Here is a 22,170-nt window from a genome sequence, read left to right as displayed (position 1 = left end):
GAAATTGCCGCAAAAGTTTCAGATGGAACGCACCGCTTGTGCGCGGGGTTTTGAGAACTTAGTGCTGAGAACTTTGAACTTAGAAATTCTAAACCATAAGCTCTAAACTCTAAGATCTAAGATTTTGCATTTCCCCGCGCAGCAAAGCCGCACCATGATAACATTCCTAATTCCTCATTGCCTGCGCAGCAGGCTTTCCCTTTGGCGGACGCAAAAGGGAAACTCATTCCCCATTTTTTGCCGTGGACACTTCAAATGAAATTTCTTGCCATTATTTTTTCGGATGGAGGGTTCAAATCAAATTTCCAGCCAATATTTTTTGACGCCGGGAACTCATTTTTAAAAATTTTTGGAGACATTTTGACCGCGGGAACTCACTTTTAAAAATTTTGGGGCACATTTTGGCTGCGGGAACTCACCTTTAAAAATTTTTGGGCAAATCTTGAACGAAAAATATCTTCTTTTAATTTTTAACGCTGAAAATTACTGCTAGATCCGTTCACTTCGCCTTCGGCTCCGTTCAGGATGACACGGCGGATGTGTCTGCGGCGCGCTTGTTATAAATAGCAGCGAAGCTGCCTAACTTTATAATTGTTAATTGTGAATTATCAATTATGCATTATTATCCAATGCATAATTAACAATTAACAATGCACAATTGGAAATAATGGCGGCGAAGCCGCGCGGGGAAAAGTGCGAAGTTCTAATGCGGTAAATTTTTGATGTTTTCGCGCGAAGCGCCTAACTTTTGAATTGTTAATTATCCATTGTGAATTATGCATTGATTTCAACTTTTTTCGTTTTTAAGTAAAATCTTCTTTACTTTTGGAAAATTTTTACTGATTAAAACGTTTAAAGATAAAGGCGTCATTTTGAAAATTTTAAGCAGAAATGTCTCTGTTTGAAACTCTATGGAGAACAAAATGACAAATAAAAATTCTCGTCGCAGTCACGATGCATTTTTCCGCTGGCTTTTTGCCGATGAAAATCATTTGCGGGCGTTGTTGAAACTTTCTGCGAAATCCAATTTGGAGATTCAGCAATTTTTGGCAGCGGTTGATCCGAATACATTTGTGCGCATTCCCGATTCCTATTCGAATGTGGACGAAACGGGCGAAGCCGATTTGGCTTTCCGTGTGAATGCCTCTTCGGGCAATCACGCACTCGTCGGCGTTTTGCTCGAACACAAATCCGGTCCCGACTCAAATACGTTGGAGCAAATGGAAAAATATGTCAATTCGGTGATGAAAGCGTACGCACAATCGCACTCCGCAACGCGAATTCCGACAGTCGCCATTCTTTTTTACAACGGCAAAGGCCCGTGGGACCCATTTAAAATTTTGCGTAAAAATTATTCCGATTACTTTTTTAAATCTGTGTTGCCTTATCAATGCCATTTCATCGACATGAAAATGATTTCGGACGAAGATTGCATCGGCTGCGATGATGTTGCAACGGCAATGGGTGTAACCGCAATGAAATATGCGTTTAACCGGAAAAAATTGTTGGCGATTCTTCCCAAATTTCAAAAAGCCTTAACGCAGATTCCTTACGATGAAGCGAAAAACTTGCTCGAAAAAATTAGTGTATATTTGAAGGAGTATTTGGGCGAAAGCATCCTCAAGGAGTTAGATATGGCATTCGTAAGCATCGGACAAAAGTACGGTTTCGTCAGCGCCGGCGATGTCTTTCGCCAAAGGCTCGCTGCAGGTAAAGCTGAGGCGCTTGCGGAAGGAATTTCCAAAGGTCGTAAGGAAGGCCGTGCAGAAGGACTTTCCAAGGGGCTTTCCAAAGGCCGTGCAGAAGGAATTCGCCAAAATACTCTTTCCCTCGCCAAAACTTTCCGCAATAAAGGTTTTCCTTTAGAAGCAATTGCAGATGCAACCGGCCTCACGATTGACGAAATCAAAGCACTGTAAAAAAGAACCCTTCGGGGTTCTTTTTTTAATGAGAAATTGCAAAACAAGCGCGATAAACCAAAAGAAAAACCCGCCAAATTATTCAAATTCAGCGGGTTTCGTGGAACCTCCGGGACTTGAACCCGGAACCAGCGGGTTATGAGTCCGCGGCTCTAACCGATTGAGCTAAAGTTCCTAAGGCAAAATGCAATATAGTATTTTTTGAAAAATTTTTCTTTTGCCTTTTTAGAAAGGGGAAATTTTTCGCGAATTCTTCGCAAAAAAATTTCACTTTGTCATTTTCATTTGTAATTTTGTCGCTTTTCCAATTTTTGCAAAAGTATTTTACGCATTTGTCATTTTTCAAATTTTGCTTTTCAAATTCGTCAAATGAAAATCATTTTCTTTTTATCGAAAATGGTTATCGCAAAATGCCTTTAGTTATTTTGACTTTAGACACGAAAAGGAAAGGTTCGTATGACTACTGCAAACATTAAAGAACTCACAGACAGCCGCGATACGGTGAACAAGTGGATGGAACGTTTCGGAGTTCGCTTCGGCGTTTATAAACACGGAGTTTTTAACGAACAGCTCTTTCCTTTTGATTCGGTGCCGCGGATAATTTCCAAAAGCGATTGGGAATATTTGGAAGTCGGATTAAAGCAACGCGTTACCGCTTTGAATTTATTCTTGTGGGATATTTACCACGAGAAAAAAATTGTAAAAGACGGCGTCATTCCCGAAGAATTTGTCTATTCGTCAAAAGGTTATATGCCCGAATGCGAAGGCATTTCGCCGTGCGAAAAAGTGTATGCGCATATCGCAGGGATTGACCTTGTCGAAGGCAAAGACAATAAATGGTATGTGCTCGAAGATAATTTGCGAATTCCTTCGGGCGCAAGTTATCCGATGATCGCACGAAACATTACGCGGAAAGTTTCTCCGGGAACTTTTGCGACGAATGCGGTTGCCGATAACCGCGATTATACCGATATGCTTCGCGATATGATGAGCGAAATGTGCGAAGGTAAAGGAATCGCTGTGATTTTAACGCCTGGCCGTTATAATTCAGCATTCTTTGAACATTCGTATTTTGCAGAAAAGACTGGTGCAACTCTTGCGTATCCGGGAGATTTATTTGTCGAAGATGATAAAGTTTATTATGCGGGCATGTTCAAAGATAAAACGCGAGTCGGCTGCATTTACCGCCGCGTTTCCGATGAATATATGGACCCGATGACTTTTGAATCTTCGTCTCTTCTCGGCGTTCCCAATGTGATGCAAGCTTACAAAGCAGGAAATGTCGCACTCATCAATGCGATTGGAAACGGCGTCGCAGACGATAAAGGCATCTATTACTTTGTGCCGAAAATGGTCGATTATTATTTGCACGAAAAATCGATTTTGCAAAATGCGCCGACGTATTTGCCTTATTTCAAAGAAGATTATGATTACGTGCTGAATAATCTTCAAAAGCTCGTGATTAAAGATGTGTGCGAAGCAGGCGGTTACGGCGTTTTGTTTGGCTCAGAACTTTCGCCAGAAAAACTTGCCGAAATGAAAGATCTCATCGTCAAATTTCCGCGGCGATGGATTGCTCAAGAGGTGATTGACTTTAAGGATTTGGAACTTTTGGAAGACGATAAACTCGTGTGGCGTAAAGCCGATTTGCGCGCCTTCGTCGTCACAGGCAAAGAAACAAAAGTTTGGAAAAGTGGGCTCACGCGCTTTTCGAGAAACCCCGATTCATTTGTCGTGAATTCGTCGCAAGGCGGCGGATTTAAAGACACGTGGATTATGACCGAGTAAAATCAACAGAGAGGTTTATATGGTTAGAAGTTTTATTATTTCTCCTACGAAAGCGGATCGTTTTTACTGGCTTGGACGCTACGAGATGCGCGTTTATTTGACTCTTCATCAATTAAACAAATGCTACGATAAAATGATCGACGGCGAGCCTGACGATTACATTTACTTTTGGCAAAAACTCGATGTTGTCGGCCACTACAAAACCAATGCGGAATTTACTCTCGGGATGCTTTACGATGAAGAAAATCCGTCGAGTGTAATTTCGGCTCAACGCTTTGCAATGGACAATGCGATGATGGTCCGCGAAGACATTATGAGCGAAACGCTTAGCTATTTAGAGATGAGCGTTGCCCTGATGAAAAAGAAAAAAGCCGAAGGCGTTACCAATACAACAGAACTGCAAAGTATCATCGATTGGTCGCTTGCTTTCTGAGGCTCTGCGGAACAACGCATTCAAAATCATAAAGCGTTAAACATCATTATGCTTGGACGCAATGTCGAAAACATCGATATGAAAATTCGTTTCGGCTATTCGTTTGAACGGATTGCTTTAGCGTTCGAATCGCTTCTGCGTTACACCGATGTTTTAGCGGATATCGTCGATGAAAAATCCATTGAAGAATTAAAGTCTTTGGTTGTTGCCGATAAATTCAACTTAGACGATTCCGAATACAAATCAAGAATTCTCTACTTGATCAATCATTTGGTGCTTGTATGAAACAATATTTGTATAACTATCAAACCATCGTTTCGTTTAGCGAACCAGTAAAAAATCATGCCGTCCTTTTGCGTATGGAACCTTACTTGGGGAACTATATGACAATCGATATGGAACGTGTGATTTTTTCGCCGGGATTTAATATCAAACGCGGAATGGATACATTTGGAAACCGCATCGTTTACGGGCTCGATCGCGAATTGCATTCGACTCTTGCCTACGTCAGCACGGGAATTGTATCGATGCAGCCGTATCAAATTAAACCCGATAGGCTTCCGCTCAATATTTATTTGATGGATACAACTCTCACGCGTTTAAAAGCATGCGTAGAATTCGAACGCACAAAAGATGTCGAAGCTGATGCGCTTTTCATTTGCGATAAAGTGCATCAGATGATGGCGTACGAATCTAATTCGACGACGGTAAACACGACCGCCGAAGAAGCGTTCAATGCGAAGAAAGGCGTGTGCCAAGATTTTGCACATGTAATGATTGGACTTTGCAAAAATGCCGAAATTCCTGCGCGTTACGCTTGCGGATTTTTAGAAGGCACAGGGCAAACGCACGCATGGGTCGAAGTTTTTGATGGTTACAACTGGATTGGATTGGATCCGACTCACAATAAAAAAATCGATTACGGTTATTTAAAAATCGCACACGGAAGAGATGCGTCCGATTGTCCGGTAAGCCGCGGCATTTACAACGGTTTAATCGATGAAAAAATTCAAATTCAGGTGACACTTAAAGAATTATGATTAAAACAATTTTATCGACAGAGCTTCCGATTAACGAACGTTTGCTTATCCGCAAAAACGTGTATAAGCATGGCGATTCCAAAAAGCGCATCTGCGTTGTCACAGGCACGCACGGCGATGAGCTCGAAGGTCAAATGGTTTGCTATTTAGTCGCCAAACGTTTAAACGAAGAAATCAAAAATTTAAACGGCAGCGTTGAAATTTATCCCGCTTTAAATCCGCTTGGAATCGATACGATTCAGCGCGGTATTCCGAATTTTGATTTGGATATGAACCGCATTTTTCCGGGCAACAAAAACGGCACGATGGCAGAGCAAACCGCTTATACAATCGTCGAAGATTTGAAAGGCGCCGATTTAGTTTTTGATATTCATTCGAGCAATTTATATTTGCGCGAAACGCCGCAGGTGCGCATCAATGTTTTGGACGAAGAAAAACTCGTGCCTTACGCGAAGCATTTGAATATCGATTTTATCTGGGTGCACGATGCTGCAACCGTTTTGGAATCGACTTTAGCGTATTCGTTAAATTCGACGGGCACAAAATGCTTAGTCGCCGAAATGGGCGTCGGACAACGCATCAATTATAAAATATGCGAACGCTTAGCCAACGGCATTTTTAATATCATGAAAGAAATGCAAATGTGGAGCGGAAAAGTTAAAACCGATGATTTTTCGCGCCCGATTTTATGCAAAGGCGATAAAGTCGAATTTTTAAATGCGAAAACTTCGGGCGTTTTTATTTCGCCATTAAAGTGCGGCATTTATGTGAAAAAAAATCAAGAAATCGGTTTAATCGTTGAACCTTTAACGGGAAATATTTTAGATCGAGTCGTCTCGCCCATCGATGGATTTTTGTTTACGATTCGAGCGTACCCCATCGTTTACGAAGGCTCGTTAATGGCTCGCGTTTACAAAATTTCCGAAGCCGAAAAGAAAGTTGTGATGGTAGGTGAATCGTGAGAGAAGAAATTTTATTCGAAATGAAATCGCCGTATCGCGATAGTTTTAAAATCAAAGGATTTTGGTTTGGCGAAGGCGAAAAAACTGTTGCAATCGTCGGCGCAATGCGCGGCGATGAAATTCAGCAACAATATATTTGTGCGCGCCTCGTCGAATCTTTAAAAGACATTGAACGCCGCGGGCTTTTGGCTGATGATGTTTCTGTTTTAATCATTCCTTCGTGCAATCCGTTTTCGATGAATGTTTCGCATCGTTTTTGGGCGATGGATAATACAGACATTAACCGCATGTTTCCCGGCTACGATAAAGGCGAAACGACGCAACGCATCGCTGCTGCAATTTTTGAAGTGCTGAAAAATTTCAAGTTCGGCATGCAGCTCGCGAGCTTTTATATGCCGGGCGATTTTGTGCCGCATATTCGAATGCTTCAAACCGGATTTGAAGATGTTGAAGATGCAAAACTTTTTGGTTTGCCCTACGTGACAACGCGTAAGCCTTTGCCCTTTGACACGACGCTTTTAAATTACAACTGGCAAATTTGGGAAACGAAAGCGTTCTCGATTTATGCGGGACAAACAAATTATGTAGAAAATGCGACGAGCGCCCAAACCATTGACGCGATTTTACGATTCTTGCAAAAAGTCGGCGTGACGAGTTTTAAATTTCGAAACGCGGGCTACGAATCGATTATTTTGGACGAAGGCGATTTAATCAACGTCACCGCAAGACGCGCGGGCATTTTTTACCGCTTAGTCGGCGCTTCTGCAACCGTTGAAGAAGGTCAAGCTTTAGCCAAAATTTTAGACCCTTACGACGCTTCTATTTTGGATACCGTCAAAGCGCCCGTTTCGGGCACGGTATTTTTTGCCCACAATAAACCGCTCGTTTTAGAACACGCGATGATTTACAGAATCCAGGAAAATTAAGAGTTGAAATGCTGACGCGGCTTCGCCGCGCCATTGTTATATTTTTCTTTTTAACACTTTTGCTACAGTTTTTTAGTTTTCTTGAAAAAGAATTTTACCATTTTTGTTTTGGCAGAATAAATTCTTTTTTGAGGTAGCTTATGTTTCTTTCCCGATTTAAAATTTCGGCGGCAGCCGTTCTTCTCTTTGCCGCGACAAACTTTGCCCAAAATGTTCTCAGCAACGGGAATATGGAATACGGCGACGGCGGTTGGTATCTTTGGAATAATCCCGATGGTCCTGCGAAAGTAGAACTCAAACTCGCTGAACCGGGACTGGGATTTGATGGTTCCCAAGGCGCAAAACTCGTCGTCAAAGAACTGCCGAAAATTTGGTGGGGATTACAACTTCAACCGCCAAAATTCCTCGCGGATTCCGCTTATTACAAATTGACTTTTAAAGCCAAAGGTAATATGCCGATTAACGCAGTCGTTCAAGGTGGCGCTCCCGATTATCGACAAAAAGAAAGCGCATCTTTTGAGCTCACCGATAAATGGCAAACGTATTCGATGACATTCCTCGCCGACCAAAAAGGCTACGGAGTAAATAATGTCACCTTCCACGTCGGCTTAAAAAAAGGCTGGCTGCAAATGGATGATGTTGCAATCGAAAAACTCGGATCTCTCAATTCCGATTGGTATGCCGCAGCAGACTCTCGAATCGATAGCCTCCGCAAAACGAAAATTACCGTCAAAGCAAATCCCGATGAACAAGTTCATTTCAAACTCACAAAGCACGCCTTCCCTTTTGGCACAGCGCTTGCGCTTTATAAAATCGAAGGCAATAGCAAACAAGACAGCATCGAAAAATGGTTCCGCTCCGCAGCAAAAAAATATTTCTGGTACGGCGTTCCCGAAAATCAATTTAAGTGGCCCGAATACGAACCGAAAAAAGGAAAACTCAAAAAAGAAGAATTGCAAGAATACATTTCCTTCGCCGAAAAAAATAAATGGAAACTCCGCGGGCACGCAATCATGTGGGGAATTCAACAATACAATTATGACAAGCATTTTTCCAATCCGACTTCTCCCAAGGAATGCAAAGATTTTGGAAAATATTTGAAGCTCCGCATCGAACGCGATTTAAAAGAATACAAAGGAAAATTTGCCGAATACGATGTGTGGAATGAACCGCTCCACGAAGCTTATACATTTAATATGTGCGGCTGGAACTGGCTCGACAGCGCATTTATTTGGGCGCATCAAGTCGATCCGACGGCGAAACTTTTCATCAACGATTACAATGTCGTCGCTGCGGGTGAAACCGACCGTTATGTGACTCTCATCCAAGGAATGCTCAAACGAAAAATTCCGATTCACGGCATCGGCGTACAATGCCATTTTGGCTTGCGCCCCGTCGTCCCCGAACTCATCCACGAACGCTTGGATAAACTCGCCGCACTCGGTCTCCCGATTGAAGTAACCGAACTCGATTTTGGCGATTGGCAAGTCGGCATGAACGATCCCGAAGAAGTGCAAGCCGAGAAATACGAAACTTTCTTGCGCACGGTTTTCAGTCATCCTGCGGTCTCAGGCGTTCTCCTTTGGGGATTCTGGGATAATCATCATTGGATTAAAAACGGTGGCATTATCGCAAGCGATGGCAGAGAAAAGCCCGCGGCAAAAACCATTTATAATCTCTGGCACAAAACGTGGACGACCGATACCACTGCAACGGCAAACGCCGACGGCATCGCCGAAATCCGCGGATTTAAAGGCGTTTACGAAATCACAATTGACGGGAAAAAGCAATTCATCGGTGTAGAATAAAGGAATGAAAAGTTCTGCGTTTTCAAAGAGCGTAGAACTTTTTCTATTTTATTTTACATCACTTAACGAGGTTTCCATGTTGGAAGAACTTCACGAAGAATGCGGCGTTATCGGCATCTACAATGGCGAAAACGTTGCACGTAACGTTGCGATGGGGCTTTACGCTCTGCAGCACCGCGGTCAAGAAAGCGCAGGTTTTGCTATCACCAATGGCGATAAAATCCGCGTTCGCAAATCGATGGGTTTGGTTTCAACCCTTCTCCGCGAATATAATGTGGACGAATTGCAGGGCTTTGCGGGAATTGGACATGTGCGTTATAGCACTACGGGCTCTAGTACTCTCGCCAATGCGCAGCCGATTTTAGTGAGCTGCAAATGGGGTCAACTCGCCATTGCGCATAATGGTAACCTCACCAATGCTGCAGAACTCCGCGAAGAAATGGAAGAAGCCGGTCATATTTTCCAGACGACTTCGGACTCCGAAATTCTCTTGCACGAAATTGCTCGCACTCAAGCACCCAATGTGAAAGAAGCGATTAAGAAAGCGCTTTCGAAACTCACCGGGTGCTTTTGCATTATTATCATGACGAAAGACACGATGTTCGTCGCCCGCGATGGCTACGCCTTCCGTCCTCTTTCGCTCGCTCGTTTTGGAAATAGTTGGTGCGTCGCAAGCGAAACTTGCGCATTTGATTTGCTCGGCGCAAATTATGTCCGCGATATTTTACCGGGCGAACTGCTCACCATTACTCAAGACGGTTTGCATTCCGAAACCTTTACGAAAAAAGGTCGCCTCGCCCACTGCATTTTTGAATACATCTATTTTGCGCGTCCGGATTCTCGCATTTTCGAACAGATTTGCGATAAAGTTCGCCGTAAAATGGGAAAGCAACTCGCCCGCGAATGCCCCGTCGACGCAGACATCGTGATTCCGGTTCCGGATTCTTCGACGACCGCAGCTCTCGGCTACGCTCGCGAAGCTGGCATTAAATTTGAAATCGGACTTCTCCGCAACCATTACGTCGGACGCACATTCATTGACCCGACACAAAATGTCCGCGCTCAAAAAGTCCGCTTAAAATTCAACCCGATCGAAGGCGTTTTGAAAAACCGCAAAGTCTGCGTTGTCGATGATTCTATCGTCCGCGGCACGACTCTCAAAATTCTTTCGAAGATGATTCGCGATGCCGGCGCTACCGAAGTGCACATTCGCATTGCATCGCCTCCGGTAGCACACGCTTGCTATTTCGGGATGGACTTCCCGAATGCGGGCGATTTAGCGGCTAGCAGCATGACTCCGCAAGAAATCGCCAAAATGCTCGGAGTCGAAAGCTTAGGCTACTTGAGCATTGACGGGATGAAAGAATGCACCGGCGCTCCCGCAGAATATTGCGCCGCTTGCTTCGACGGCAACTACCCCGAATACATCGGGAAAGAAGCTGGAAAATTTAGCTGTGGCTAATTTCAAAAAGCTCCGCTCTCGCGGAGCTTTTTTTTGCGATTCTATCCAAAGAAAAATCTGCGCACGCTTTCTAATTTCTAATTTGATTTTGTGTTCTCTTTACTTCAAAGAATTTTGCGCAGTGCGTTAAAACACCCGAAGCTCGTTCTCTTCGTAGCGCTAGCGATTACGCTACTTTCCATTTATCCGGTGCGGAATTTAAAATGGGATTTGAGAACTATCGACATGCTCCCCAAAACATCGGCGGTAAAGCAAACCAATTCCATTGTCGAAGAAAATTTCGGAGGCTTCGGTTCTCTCATCGCGGTCATTACTTCGCCCGATAGCGCGCGCAACGATCGCCTTGTCCAAGGGCTTGTGCACGAACTCGAAGAAAATCGATTTGTCAATTTTATCGAGTATCAATCCGAAGCGGATTTTTTTGAAAAGAATCGCTTGCTGTATGCGCACACGTCGGATTTGAAAAAAATTCGCAGCCGCATTGCCGAAATCCAATCGCGGTATAAATTTGAACAGAATCCGTTATATGTGGATTTGCAAGTCGGCGATTCATCAGTAAAAATTGTCCGCGATTCCATTGCAAAAGAAATTACCGATTCGTTAACTCTTTTTAAAACCGAAAACGATTACCTGGCGAAATTGCGGAATATGTATTCGAATGCCGACGGAACCGTGCGCATCGTCAGCGTATTTCCAAAGGAACGCGTTTCGGATCTCGCCGCATCTAGGAAACTTACCCGCATCGTCGAAGGCGCTTTTGAAAGTCTTCCCGAAAGCGATAACGCAAGTCTTTACCTCACCGGCAATGTTTACGATACCGCTCGCGAAGGCTGGAAAATTCTCCCCGAAGCGCGATTTACCGGAATCGTTTTAGCCATTCTTCTCTCCATCTTTTTCTTATTCCGCTTTGCAAAACAGCCGACCGTTTTTATTCTTTCCGTCATTCCGATTGCGCTCGTTTTTGTGTGGACTCTTGCCGCAGCGTGGCTTTTCTTCGGGCGCATCAATTTATATTCGCTCATTCTCGCGGTCATTCTTCCCGGAATTTCTTGCCGCGAAATTGTGCATTTGATGACGCGTTACGCCGAAGAACAACGCAAAGGTCTCGGTTACGAATTGAGCTTAGAAAGTGCGCTTTTGGGAATCGGCCCGACGATTGCAGTTTCCACATTTTCTTTCGCCATCGCATTCCTCGGACTTTATTTTGTGCCGCTCACCGGAATGCAAGAACTCGGAATTCTCGGGGCTGTCGGTTCAATTCTCAACTGGTCGCTTTCGAGCCTCGTCTTCCCCGCTCTCATCGAACTCACCGGTCATTACCGCCCATTCCTCGTCTTTGGAAAAATTCAAAGTCGGATGCACGATTTTAAAGAGCGTCCATTCATCGGATTTAAGAAAGCGTTAATTCCTGTCATTCTCATTTCTCTTATTCTTCCTTGCCGCGGAATTTATCCCAAATTCGATTACGATTTTTCGCACACTCTTTACAACCCGAATACAGCAATCGCCGATTCTCTTCTCCGCGAAACCGCTTACTTGCGCTACGATCCAATCGTCGTCATTCTTCCCGATGCAAAAGAAGCGCGCGCCTTTTACAATCGCATTAGCCGCGAACAAAAGCAAAATCCCGAAACCGGAATTCGCGCCGTTACGATTTTTCAAAATTTAATTCCGTCAAATCAGCAAGAAAAAATTTCCATCCTCAACGATATCCGAAACGAAATCGATTTGGAAATGCTCAAGCAAATTAGCCCCGCCGATTCCGAACGATTCAACCGTTTAAATGCGATGAAAATTTCGCCCGTTCTCTACCGCGATTTGCCGCAAAATCTGCGCCGCATTTTTGGGGAAAACGCAAAAGGTTCTATCGAATACGCATTTATCTTTCCCAATTTTGATCCGAACGATGGACTCGCTTGTCGCCGTTTAGCAAAAGAATTAGAGCCCTATCATTACCCGATGACGGGAACTGCTCTCGTCCGCGCCGACCTTTTAAATCGGACTCTTCCACATTTTCACAAGACAATTCTCGCGGGCATCGCAGGCGTCCTTCTTCTCACCCTCCTCTTCTACAAAAAAATTTCCTTTTCACTTCTTACAATTACGCCACCCATCATCGCTTTCTTCTGGCTTCTCGGATTATTACGCCTTTTCGATATTTCCATTTCGGCGTACAGCGCGCTCGCCTTCCCCATTTTAATCGGGATGAGCCTCGACGGTTCCATTCAACTTTGGAATTCGTATTTTGAAAATTCCACCGGAAGCATTCACTACGTTTTCCGCACCACGGGAATCACTTGTCTTTTCGCAGAATTTTTAACCCTCATCGTCCTTTGCGGACTTTTTGCTTCTTCGCATCCAGGCATTCACGAAATCGGACTCATCTCGATTCTCGGACTTTTCTGTCTTATGCTTTCTCACCTTTTCGTTTTTCCGCTTCTCGCCGGAGCCATTGATCGTCGGCGAATCCGCAGGAGAAATCTTCCATGAAAAATCTTTCTATCCGCATTCAAAATATTGCGCCATCGCTCACCGTTGCCGTGGACTCTCTCGCTAAAAAATTAAAAGCCGAAGGAAAGGACATCGTTTCTCTCGGCGCTGGCGAACCCGATTGGGATACTCCCGAAGAAATTTGCGAAGCCGCAAAATCCGCAATCGATGAAAAGAAAACACGTTACACAGCACCGCAAGGAATTTTAAGCGTCCGCGAAGCGGTTGCAAAAAAATTGAAAAATGAAAACGGTTTAGATTATGCGCCGGAGCAAATCATTTTAACGAGCGGTGCAAAGCACGCGGTTTTCAATTCTCTTCTCGCGCTCATTAACCCCGGCGACGAAGTCATTATTCCAGAACCGTATTGGGTGACTTATCCCGAACTCGTGAAATTATTGGGCGGTATTCCTGTCATTGTGCACACGAAAGCCGAAGATGATTTTCAAATGAGTCCGCAAGAATTGGAAGCGGCAATTACCGCAAAAACGAAAGCGGTGATTTTAAATAATCCGACAAATCCGACGGGAACTCTTTACACGGAAAATGTTCTCGGAGAAATTGCAAAGCTCATCGTCAAACACGATTTGTATGCGGTCTCCGACGAAATTTACGAGCATTTTTCCTACAGCGAAAGTTTTCATTTTAAAAGTCTCGCCGCGTTCCCGCAAATGGCAGAGCGCACTCTCATCATCAACGGACTTTCAAAATCGCATTGCATGACCGGTTGGAGAATCGGCTACGTCGCCGCCCCGAAAGAAATCGCAAAACTCATCGCCAAAGCGCAAGGACAAACGACGCATCACCCGTCGAATATTGCGCAATACGCAGCCGAAAAAGCGCTTCAAATGCCACTCAACAATGTTTACAAAATGCGCGATGAATTTAAACGCCGCCGCGATTTTCTCTTTCAAAAAATTTCTGCGATTCCCGGAGTTTCTGCAAGACTTCCGCAAGGCGCATTTTATTTGTTCGCAAATGTGAGCGCACTTTTCGGGAAAAAATCTCCGGACGGCAAAGTGATTTCGGATTCCGTCACATTCTGCACTTATCTTCTCGAAAAAGAAGGACTCGCAATTGTGCCGGGAAGTGCATTCGGCCGCGAAGGCTATGTGCGATTCTCGTATGCTGCGTCGATGGAAACTCTCGCCGCTGCCGCAGAACGCTTCGCCAAAGGAATTGCTCAGCTGCAATAATTTATGGCTTCTACTTTTTTGGTGCAAAAAATTTCTCCGGATGAACCATTTTTCATCGGGCGCGGAAAAAATGTGAATTTTGAACTTCACGATGCTTCCGTTTCGCGCATGCATGCAAAAATTGAATTTCAAAATGGACGTTGGATTTTCACCAATTTAAGTCAAACTTCGGGAACTCTTTTCGCCGGGAAAAATATTGAACAAAAAGAAATTGAAGACGGCGATATTTTCTTGCTCGGTTTGCAACAACTTCGTTTTGCGTTAAAACAAAATGAGCTTACGCTTTCTCATGTGCGTTCTCTCGAAGATGTGCCCGCGATTCCGCTTTCCAAAGATTCTCCGATTTTCCTCGGGCGCGGTGAAGACGACGATATTCCGGGAACCATTTTGCATCCCGCTTGTCCGAAAAAATTGGCGCAAGCGACTTTGTGCGGAAAACGTTTAAAGCTCATTTTTTTACAATCGCATTTTCATCGCGTACAATTTTTAGAAAATCACGAAACCTTAAAATTGCCGTGGTGTCTTTTGGAATTTCGCGATGGCAATATTTTTCTGCATCAAAAAGACATCGGATTTTCGTTAACCGTCCACGATGTTTCCGTTCATCTTTCGAAAAAAAATATTTTAGAAGACATTCGATTTTCTTTGCCCGCCGGGAAAATTCTTTCGATTATCGGATTAAGCGGACAAGGAAAAAGCACACTCTTAGAACTTCTCGCAGGAAAAGTCAAACGCCAAAACGGTTCCATTTTTTTAGATGGCATCGATTACGAACAAACGAACATTCGCCGCGAAATCGCTTACTTACCACAAGAACCGCTTTTGCGAAATGCGCTCACGGTCATGGAGACGTTAAAACTCGCCGCCCGCATTTCTCTTCCGAAAGATTACACGAAAAAAGAAACCGAAAAACGCGCCTGCAAATTGCTTCAGTTGTTGCATATTTCTGCGTTAGCCGATAGCCGCATCGCTGTCCTTTCGGGCGGAGAACGCCGCCGCATAGCGATTGCGACGCAACTGATGAGCGCACCGGGAATTATTCTTCTCGATGAACCGCTTTCGGGTTTGGATCCGCTGAATGCGAAACGTCTTTGCGGTCATTTAAAAGAACTCGCTGCCAAAGGCCATACGGTCATTCTCACAACGCACAGTTACGAAGCGTTACAAATTTCGGATAAAGTCCTACTCATTCATCAAGGAAAAGTGGGATTTTACGGGACGCCAGAAGATGCGTTTCATTATTTCAACGCCGAAGATCCCGAAGGCATTCTCGAAACTCTTTCCGATAAAACCGCAGAAAATTGGCGCGATTCCAAATTAGAAACCGCAGTGGATTTTCCCGAATCCGCGCGCAGTTATTTTCCAAAAGTTTCACACAAAAATTTTTTCTTTTCTTTTTTCCCCGTTTTATTTCGGCAGTGGTTCCGCGACTTCGGAAAATTATTTTCTCTCATTTTGCAGCCGTTAATTATCGGCGCTTTGCTTTCGATGATTTTTTCGAATTCGTCATCGCTTTGGGTCGCAGCTTTCGCTTTGATTTTATGCGCGAACTGGTTTGCTCTTTCTCTTTCGGTGCGCGAAATCGTCCAAGAAAAAAATTTACTTTTAGACGAATTTCGCCGCGGCGCATCGCCCTTTGCCGTCATCACGACGAAGCTTATTTTCACCGCATTTTTTGCCTTTCTTGAAACCGGAATTGTCTATGCGTTCATCGCCAAAAACATCGCAGTTTTTCCGAGCATTTTATTATTCGTCATTCTTTTTTGCAGCGTTCTTCCCGCCGCTTCCGCAGGAATTTTCCTCAGCACTTTTGCGAAAAATCCGGGACAAGCAAACGCATTTCTTCCGCTCGTCATTTTACCGCAGATTGCACTTTCGGGCGCTCTCGTTCCCTTTGATCAAACTTCGAGCATTGCGCAATTTCTTTCGCATCTCATTTGGACAAGTTATAATCAGTCTGCGCTCAAAGCTCTCTTTACCGGGCTAAATCCGGAACATTTCGACATTTTCATTCCCGCGGGAATCGCTCTCTTAATTTATATTATATCCATTCTCGCTCTAAAAATCATGAAGAACGCAAAATGACAGCAGAAAAATTTCCAAGACCGTTCAACGAAAACTATGAACTTCTCGGCGTCCTCGGCAAAGGCGGTATGGGCTACGTTTACAAAGCCCTGCAAAAAAATTTAAAACGCGAAGTCGCTTTAAAAGTTCTCGACGCTTCTTCGGACAAAGAATCGATTGAAAGATTCTACATGGAAGCGCAAGCGATGAAGGAATTGGACCACCAAAATTTGGTGCAAGTTTTTGACTTCGGTCGTCAAGGAAATCAGCTTTTCATTTCGATGACATACGTCCGCGGCAGTACGCTTTCAGAACTTTTGGAGCACCGCCGCCGTTTAGATTTTGATGCGATTGAAATCATTACGAAGCAAGTTGCCCGCGGGCTTTTATATGCACACAGCAAAGGAATTGTGCACCGCGATGTGAAACCTTCGAACATCATGATTACGCACGATAACCGCGTGTATTTGATGGACTTCGGCATTTCGCACATTCAATCTGCGGAACGTCTGACTCTCACCGGCATGACGATGGGCACTCCCGAATATATGTCGCCCGAACAATGTCACGGCGACGAAGTTACCATCGGCTCGGACATTTACAGTTTAGGCGTCATCTTATTTGAAATGACTTGCGGACGCCTTCCCTTCACCGGTTCCAAGCCCATCGAAATTGCGATGAAGCACGTTCAAGAAGAACCGCCAAATCCCGAAAATTTCCGTCCCGATATGCCGAAGGGTTTAGCGAAGCTCATCTTAAAATGCTTGAAGAAAAATGTTTCGGATCGCTTCAAAAATATGCAAGAATTTTTGGATGCGCTCGACATTGTTTTTGCGCCGTTACATCCGGGTGAACAGCATCACGGACACGATACGATGAGCATTCGTAAACTCATCAAAAATCGTCCGCTGATTTCCAATAAAGTCACGGACAATGTGCGAAAATTTACCAACAAGCATGTGCTGCTTTTTGCGATTGCCCTTTTCCCGCTTTTAATCCTTTTAATTTTAGCGTTTCTCTTAACTTATAAACCGCCCAAAACTTTGCAAGAAGTTTCAAGCGTTGATATTCGCGCCGCCTACGAAGAAAAAAATGTCGAAGGCGATGGCGATTATGAACCGTCCAATTTATTCGATAAAAATTTGCGCAGCGCATGGCTTCTTCCGTTACAAGAAAATTCGCGTTCTCCCATTTTCATTCTCGATTTTAGTTCGCCGACAATCATTACACAAATCGGATTCGCTTCGGGTTTTCAAAAATCCGTTGACGATGAATTTGGCGATCGCTTTTTAGTTTTTAATAAACCGAAAACTCTTTCGCTTTTAACCCGCGAAGGATTTCGTCAAACGATTCAGCTCGAAGACATTAAAGGCGTTCAGTATCCGCAAATCAAAGCGATGGAAACGACCGAGATTCAAGTCTTTTTAGATGAAGCTTACGTTACCGATCCATCGAAAGATTTAGCGATTTCTGAAATCCGTATTCTCGGGCTTTTAGCGCAATGATCGACGCAGGGAAAAGTGCGAATAAAAAGAAAGGACGCTTCGCCGAATTGCAAGCGACCGCATTTCTTTGCCGAAAAAATTGTCGCATTCTCGCCCGCAATTATCGCTATCTCAACGGCGAATTAGATATCGTCGCCCAAGCGCCCGACGGCACCATTCTTTTTGTCGAAGTAAAATCCGTTTGGAAATCCGACAAAGGGACGCCCGCAAGCCGCGTCAATTCCAAAAAGCAATTTCAAGTTTGGAAAACCGCAGTGCACTTTTTGCATTTTCACGGAGGCCTCGATCAGAAATCGCGATTTGATGTCGTCTGCGTGGACATGAGTCAAGGAACGCCGAAACTCACGCATTACGAAGACGCCTTCGTCGCAAACCAAGTCATTCCGCGTTGCTAATTTTCGCTTCCCTTTTTCGCTTTACTATTTTTTTTCTATGCGTTTAGAAGTTCATCCCTTAAATCCGCAGGCTCGTTTCGTCAAACAAGCCGCCGACATTTTAGACAAAGACGGTCTCGTTTTATACCCGACGGAATCGGGCTATGCCATCGGATGTTCCGCCGAATCTTCGCGGGCAATTCATCGCTTGTATCAGTTGAAAAAGCCGATGAAAAAATTTGTGATGGCGATTATTTTGCCCGATATTCGGAAAGCTTCGGAATACGCTCACGTGAGCAATTTCGCTTTTCAAATTATGAAGCATCGCGTGCCAGGGCCTTATACATTTATTCTCCCCGCAGATCCTTCCATCGCTCGCAAGCTCGATGTCAAACGTCCCGAAGTCGGCTTCCGGATGCCCGAGCATCCTTTTTTCAAAGAACTTTTCCGCATTTACGACAAACCGATTTTGAGCACAGCGGCAAAAATTTCGGACGATGAAGTTTTCACCGAGCCCGATGATTTGTGGAAACTTTTCGAACATAAAGTCGATATGATGATCGACTGCGGACCGATTGAAATTAAGCCGACAAATATCATCAGCCTCGTCGGCGATTCCATTGAAATTATCCGTGGCGATTTACTTCCCGAAGAATAATTTCAAATTAAAATCGCACTTCGTAAGAAAAAATCCAAGCCGCGACCCACAAGACCGCGAGAATAAATCGCGATTCGCGTTTATACGGATGCAAAAAATAAATCGGAAGAAATGTCGAAGCTAAAATAATTAACGTCGCCGGATGAAATTCTTCGCCGCGATACGAAAGCGAAAGCATTCCAAAAAATTCAATCCACATCCAAAGTAAAGATGCGAGAATTCCAAAAAGGCGTCGCCGCATTTCTAAAAATAATGAGGAAATGCAAAGGGTTAATGCGAGCATTCGAAAGGGTAAAATTTCATATTGCGGATAAGTGGGCGAAGCGACAAAGTAAATAAAAAACTCCGCCGCCAAAAGCACCATCGCAATCGAAGCACCGCGTAATTCTAACGGCAATTTTCCGCGGAATAAAAAGGGCGCAGGAATCATCGCAAAAAGAGCGGCGAGCATATACGAAAAAGAACTCATTTTGCCTCCGCATTTTTTTCAGCTAATTTTTTCAAATGCATGACGAGCGCATTTGCTTCGGATTCCGAAACGCGTCCGCGAAAAGCTTGCATATAATTTCGGCCGTTTAAAATGACTTGCGAAAGCGAATCGACGCCGAGAGAATCGATTCGTTCGCGCGAAAGTTTTTGCGGTAACGGATAATATTCGCGAACAAATTTTTTGTTGAACTTTCCATCTTTTCCGTGGCAAGAAGCGCAGCGTGCGTTGAATAATTTTTCGGCTTCGCGTTCGCTGCGCACCGTCTGCGTTTTTTCGGCTTTCACTTGAATGTAATCTTCGTCATATGCGGTTTCATGCCCGCGGTAAATCCATGCACTAGCCGAAACGAGAGCGCAAAAAATAGCGATAAAAGAAACGATAACTTTTGACTTGGAAAAAATTTTCCACGCTGCGATTCCAGATAAACTCACTATAGCGACAAGCGCTGCAATCGGAAGCAAAAACGGTACGATGCGAAGAATTGGAAATGCCGAAGCATTACAGATAAAGTAAGTTGCAAATCCTGCGGCGCAGAAAACGCCGAGAAGAATCGAAAAGAAAAACGGTCGTTTTGCAAATAAATTTTTCGGCAATTCTTCTGCCGATTCTTCGTCCAATGCTTTGGCAAAAAATTTCTGCGTAAAAATTCGGAGGAGCGCAAATAAAACGCAAAAAAGTCCGATGCCAAATGATAAAAGTCCGATGTCCACCCAAGTCCAATCGAGCGGATTTTTTTGCACCAAAAGAATGCGTTCCCACCAAAGAGAAATGATGACGGCAAGCGCCGCCGACGCCCGCACCATCGAGCGTTCCCGCAACGAAGGAATCCAAAGCAACTGCGGAATTAAAAATCCGAAAACGAGAATTTCTGGATGCCAAATATTTTTTGTTAACGCTTCCCAAATCCAAAAAGAAAGCATCGCCCACGAAAAAGTGATGAGCAAACTTTCGATGCGACGAACGCGGCGTTTCAAAAGTTCTAATAAAATTTGCACCAGCGCAATTCCCGAGAAAAGCGCGCCGCTAATAAAATAAAGCGGAAAATATGCGCCTTGCCATTCGGGGACAAATGTCACCGCAAAATCGAGAGAGACAATCGTATGCACCCAAAGCACAAGCGGAAAAAGTATCCACGCCATCGGTCTTCGAAAACTTTCGAGAGTTGAAAATTTCGTTTTCAAAAGATGCAACAAAAGAAAAAGAGTCGAAGCCGTCGTGTAAGCGAGGATGGCGACAAAATCCCACGTGAGCGGAGATTCGGGATTGATTAAAAATGTGCGCACATTGCCAAAGGGAATCATCGCATCAAAGCGACTCGGAATTCCCAAATGAATCAGCGGGAAAGTGCCCGCGATAACGAGAGATGCTAAGGTGGAAAATTCTGCGATTAACGCAATGCGATGCTGAAAGCGTGCGCCCAATACGAGAAGAATCGCCGAGAAAAAAGTTCCCGCATGCGCAAGTCCAATCCAAAAGACAAAATTAGAAATCGGCGTTCCCCAAAATTCTTTTTGCGAAATCGCCCAAGACGCAGGCCCGAACGCAAGCGCAAAATCCACAGCGATGAGTCCCGGAATCAAAAGGATAATTCCAAAAATCAACAAATACCGATTCATAGTTTCCCCAAAAGATAAACGACAGCGGGCGAAAAATCCGCAATCGCTTTCGGCGCATACAGAATTCGTCCACGCGTTGCACGCACGAGTTCCGAATCTGCATCCAACCAATTTCCGCAAATAATCGCTCGATTCGGACACGCTTCTGCACAAGCGGTTTTAACTCCAGAACCGTCCCAATTTTCGCCCCAAGTTTTCGCACGAATTCTCGCATTTTGTAAACGCTGAATGCAAAGCGAACATTTTTCCATCACGCCTTGCGGACGTAACGGAACTTCGGCATTGAATTTATAAGCGAATCCATTTTCTTCGGCGCTTGTATAATTGAATTTTCGCGCGTGCAATGGACAATTCGCCCCGCAGAAACGCGTCCCAATGCAACGCGGATAAACCATTGCCGAAAATCCGTCTGGGCTTGCAACGGCAGCTCCCGTCGGGCAAACTTTTTCACACGGCGCATCGCCACAATGCGCACACATCACAGGAATATCGCCGCGCATTTCAAGCCAATGCATAAAGCGTCCGCGCTTCGATTCGTCTTCGTTTACCCGCGGCACATTATTTTCAACCATGCAAGCGAGCGCACATTTTCCGCAGCCATTGCATTTTTCCAAATCAATCGCCATGCCAAATCGCACATCGGCATGCGGAAATTTGGGATGCGCTCCCGGCCGCGAGATGCGCACTAAATTTTCATTCGTCGGCGTATTCTTGCTGGCGATTGCGATTTCTTCTTCGAAAAGTTTTAAATCGGGCTTGACCGAAACGCGGTGAAAATTTTCGGGAATCGGACGCATGCGTCGGCAGCTTACGAGCGAAAAAAGCGCAGACATTCCCGCCATCAATTTGAGAAAAGTCGCCCGCGAAATTTTCATCGATGACACCTCGCACAATCCGTGGAAGCTTTGGGAAATCCGCGATTTCCGCGATGACAATCCATACAATCTTCCATCCGAACAATCGGACGCTTTCCCGCGTTAATTTCTTTTGCAGAACCGTGACACGTTTCGCAAGTTACTCCTGCTTTCGTATGTAATCCATGCGGGAAAATCACATTCGCCGGCAAAAGACTTGTAAAACGAAACGGAAAATCCGAGGCATTTTTGAGCGCTTCTTGCAATTTTTCATCTTCTGCGGTGCCGGTGAGCGGCAAATTATGACAATCCATACAGTCCGATTTCGCAGGCATTAACGCGCGCATTCCCGTTTCTGCTCCCCCATGACACTTGGCGCAATCGACTCCGATATTTTCGCCGTGTTTTTCGTGGTCAAATGAAATCGCCGAAGGCACATGCAACGATTCAGGATAAACCAAAAGATCCCACAGAAGAAGCCCCGTTCCGCCGACGAGAATGAGGCAAAGCAGATATTTAACTTTTCGTTTCAATTTGTAAAAAAATAAAAATCCAAAACCAAAAGCCGAAAACTTTCTATCTTTT

General features: G+C 44.5%; 19 protein-coding genes and 1 tRNA gene. 15 read left to right on the top strand and 5 right to left on the bottom strand.

What is annotated here, in order from left to right:
- Window positions 1-923: 923 nt before the first annotated feature.
- Window positions 924-1,919, top strand: a complete 996-nt coding sequence (locus tag B0H50_RS05265; RefSeq protein WP_158275884.1) for an Rpn family recombination-promoting nuclease/putative transposase — start codon at window positions 924-926, stop codon at window positions 1,917-1,919.
- 101 nt (window positions 1,920-2,020) lie between these two features.
- On the opposite strand, the gene B0H50_RS05260 is transcribed toward B0H50_RS05265, so the two are convergent.
- Window positions 2,021-2,094: transfer RNA gene (locus B0H50_RS05260), tRNA-Ile, on the bottom strand.
- Window positions 2,095-2,375: 281 nt separating this feature from the next.
- Between B0H50_RS05260 and B0H50_RS05250 the strand changes: the two genes are divergently transcribed.
- The 14 genes from B0H50_RS05250 to B0H50_RS05185 all read left to right on the top strand — a co-directional run bounded on the left by B0H50_RS05250 (window position 2,376) and on the right by B0H50_RS05185 (window position 18,625).
- The gene (locus B0H50_RS05250) at window positions 2,376-3,707 is read left to right on the top strand and encodes a circularly permuted type 2 ATP-grasp protein (protein WP_109587358.1); all 1,332 of its coding nucleotides are present in this window, start codon (window positions 2,376-2,378) and stop codon (window positions 3,705-3,707) included.
- 19 nt (window positions 3,708-3,726) lie between these two features.
- Window positions 3,727-4,140, top strand: a complete 414-nt coding sequence (locus B0H50_RS05245; RefSeq protein WP_109587357.1) for an alpha-E domain-containing protein — start codon at window positions 3,727-3,729, stop codon at window positions 4,138-4,140.
- A gap of 48 nt (window positions 4,141-4,188) precedes the next feature.
- Window positions 4,189-4,425: a hypothetical protein gene (locus B0H50_RS05240; RefSeq protein ID WP_109587356.1), complete on the top strand. Its 237-nt coding sequence runs from the start codon at window positions 4,189-4,191 to the stop codon at window positions 4,423-4,425.
- Entirely contained in the window at window positions 4,422-5,180 is a 759-nt protein-coding gene (locus B0H50_RS05235; protein WP_106198714.1) for a transglutaminase domain-containing protein, read from the top strand. The genes B0H50_RS05240 and B0H50_RS05235 overlap by 4 nt, the downstream gene beginning before the upstream one ends.
- Window positions 5,177-6,142: a M14 family metallopeptidase gene (locus tag B0H50_RS05230; RefSeq protein WP_109587355.1), complete on the top strand. Its 966-nt coding sequence runs from the start codon at window positions 5,177-5,179 to the stop codon at window positions 6,140-6,142. The genes B0H50_RS05235 and B0H50_RS05230 overlap by 4 nt, the downstream gene beginning before the upstream one ends.
- A gap of 20 nt (window positions 6,143-6,162) precedes the next feature.
- Window positions 6,163-7,068: a M14 family metallopeptidase gene (locus B0H50_RS05225; protein ID WP_199219611.1), complete on the top strand. Its 906-nt coding sequence runs from the start codon at window positions 6,163-6,165 to the stop codon at window positions 7,066-7,068.
- Window positions 7,069-7,208: 140 nt separating this feature from the next.
- Entirely contained in the window at window positions 7,209-8,876 is a 1,668-nt protein-coding gene (locus tag B0H50_RS05220; RefSeq protein WP_106198717.1) for an endo-1,4-beta-xylanase, read from the top strand.
- Between the two features lie 76 nt (window positions 8,877-8,952).
- Entirely contained in the window at window positions 8,953-10,338 is a 1,386-nt protein-coding gene (gene purF, locus B0H50_RS05215) for an amidophosphoribosyltransferase (protein ID WP_106198718.1), read from the top strand.
- Between the two features lie 90 nt (window positions 10,339-10,428).
- On the top strand, window positions 10,429-12,828 hold the full coding sequence (locus tag B0H50_RS05210; RefSeq protein WP_146193685.1) for an efflux RND transporter permease subunit: 2,400 nt from the start codon (window positions 10,429-10,431) through the stop codon (window positions 12,826-12,828).
- Window positions 12,825-14,024 carry a pyridoxal phosphate-dependent aminotransferase gene (locus B0H50_RS05205; protein ID WP_109587353.1) on the top strand — a complete coding sequence of 400 codons (1,200 nt, stop codon included), beginning with the start codon at window positions 12,825-12,827 and terminating at the stop codon, window positions 14,022-14,024. The genes B0H50_RS05210 and B0H50_RS05205 overlap by 4 nt, the downstream gene beginning before the upstream one ends.
- 3 nt (window positions 14,025-14,027) lie before the next feature.
- Window positions 14,028-16,109, top strand: a complete 2,082-nt coding sequence (locus B0H50_RS05200) for an ATP-binding cassette domain-containing protein (RefSeq protein WP_106198721.1) — start codon at window positions 14,028-14,030, stop codon at window positions 16,107-16,109.
- Complete coding sequence (locus tag B0H50_RS05195; RefSeq protein WP_106198722.1) at window positions 16,106-17,593, top strand: serine/threonine-protein kinase; 1,488 nt, start codon at window positions 16,106-16,108, stop codon at window positions 17,591-17,593. The genes B0H50_RS05200 and B0H50_RS05195 overlap by 4 nt, the downstream gene beginning before the upstream one ends.
- Window positions 17,590-17,988 (top strand): YraN family protein, encoded by a 399-nt coding sequence (locus tag B0H50_RS05190; protein ID WP_106198723.1) that lies wholly within the window; start codon window positions 17,590-17,592, stop codon window positions 17,986-17,988. Before B0H50_RS05195 ends, B0H50_RS05190 begins: the two co-directional genes overlap by 4 nt.
- A 37-nt stretch (window positions 17,989-18,025) precedes the next feature.
- The gene (locus B0H50_RS05185; RefSeq protein WP_106198724.1) at window positions 18,026-18,625 is read left to right on the top strand and encodes an L-threonylcarbamoyladenylate synthase; all 600 of its coding nucleotides are present in this window, start codon (window positions 18,026-18,028) and stop codon (window positions 18,623-18,625) included.
- 7 nt (window positions 18,626-18,632) lie between these two features.
- On the opposite strand, the gene B0H50_RS05180 is transcribed toward B0H50_RS05185, so the two are convergent.
- The 4 genes from B0H50_RS05180 to B0H50_RS05165 are packed head-to-tail and all read right to left on the bottom strand — an operon-like array spanning window position 18,633 to window position 22,118.
- A complete protein-coding gene (locus B0H50_RS05180; protein WP_106198725.1) occupies window positions 18,633-19,094 on the bottom strand; it encodes a hypothetical protein in 462 nt (153 codons plus the stop codon).
- Window positions 19,091-20,731 carry a c-type cytochrome gene (locus B0H50_RS05175; RefSeq protein WP_106198726.1) on the bottom strand — a complete coding sequence of 547 codons (1,641 nt, stop codon included), beginning with the start codon at window positions 20,729-20,731 and terminating at the stop codon, window positions 19,091-19,093. Before B0H50_RS05175 ends, B0H50_RS05180 begins: the two co-directional genes overlap by 4 nt.
- A complete protein-coding gene (locus B0H50_RS05170; protein WP_106198727.1) occupies window positions 20,728-21,606 on the bottom strand; it encodes a 4Fe-4S dicluster domain-containing protein in 879 nt (292 codons plus the stop codon). The genes B0H50_RS05175 and B0H50_RS05170 overlap by 4 nt, the downstream gene beginning before the upstream one ends.
- Window positions 21,603-22,118, bottom strand: coding sequence for a cytochrome c3 family protein (locus B0H50_RS05165; protein ID WP_106198728.1), 516 nt, complete (start codon window positions 22,116-22,118; stop codon window positions 21,603-21,605). The genes B0H50_RS05170 and B0H50_RS05165 overlap by 4 nt, the downstream gene beginning before the upstream one ends.
- Window positions 22,119-22,170: the final 52 nt, after the last annotated feature.

The organism is Hallerella porci (assembly GCF_003148885.1).
Classification (GTDB): Bacteria; Fibrobacterota; Fibrobacteria; order Fibrobacterales; family Fibrobacteraceae; genus Hallerella; species Hallerella porci.
Note: the sequence above shows the minus strand (reverse complement) of the source record. Positions and strands in the feature narration are given on the sequence as shown.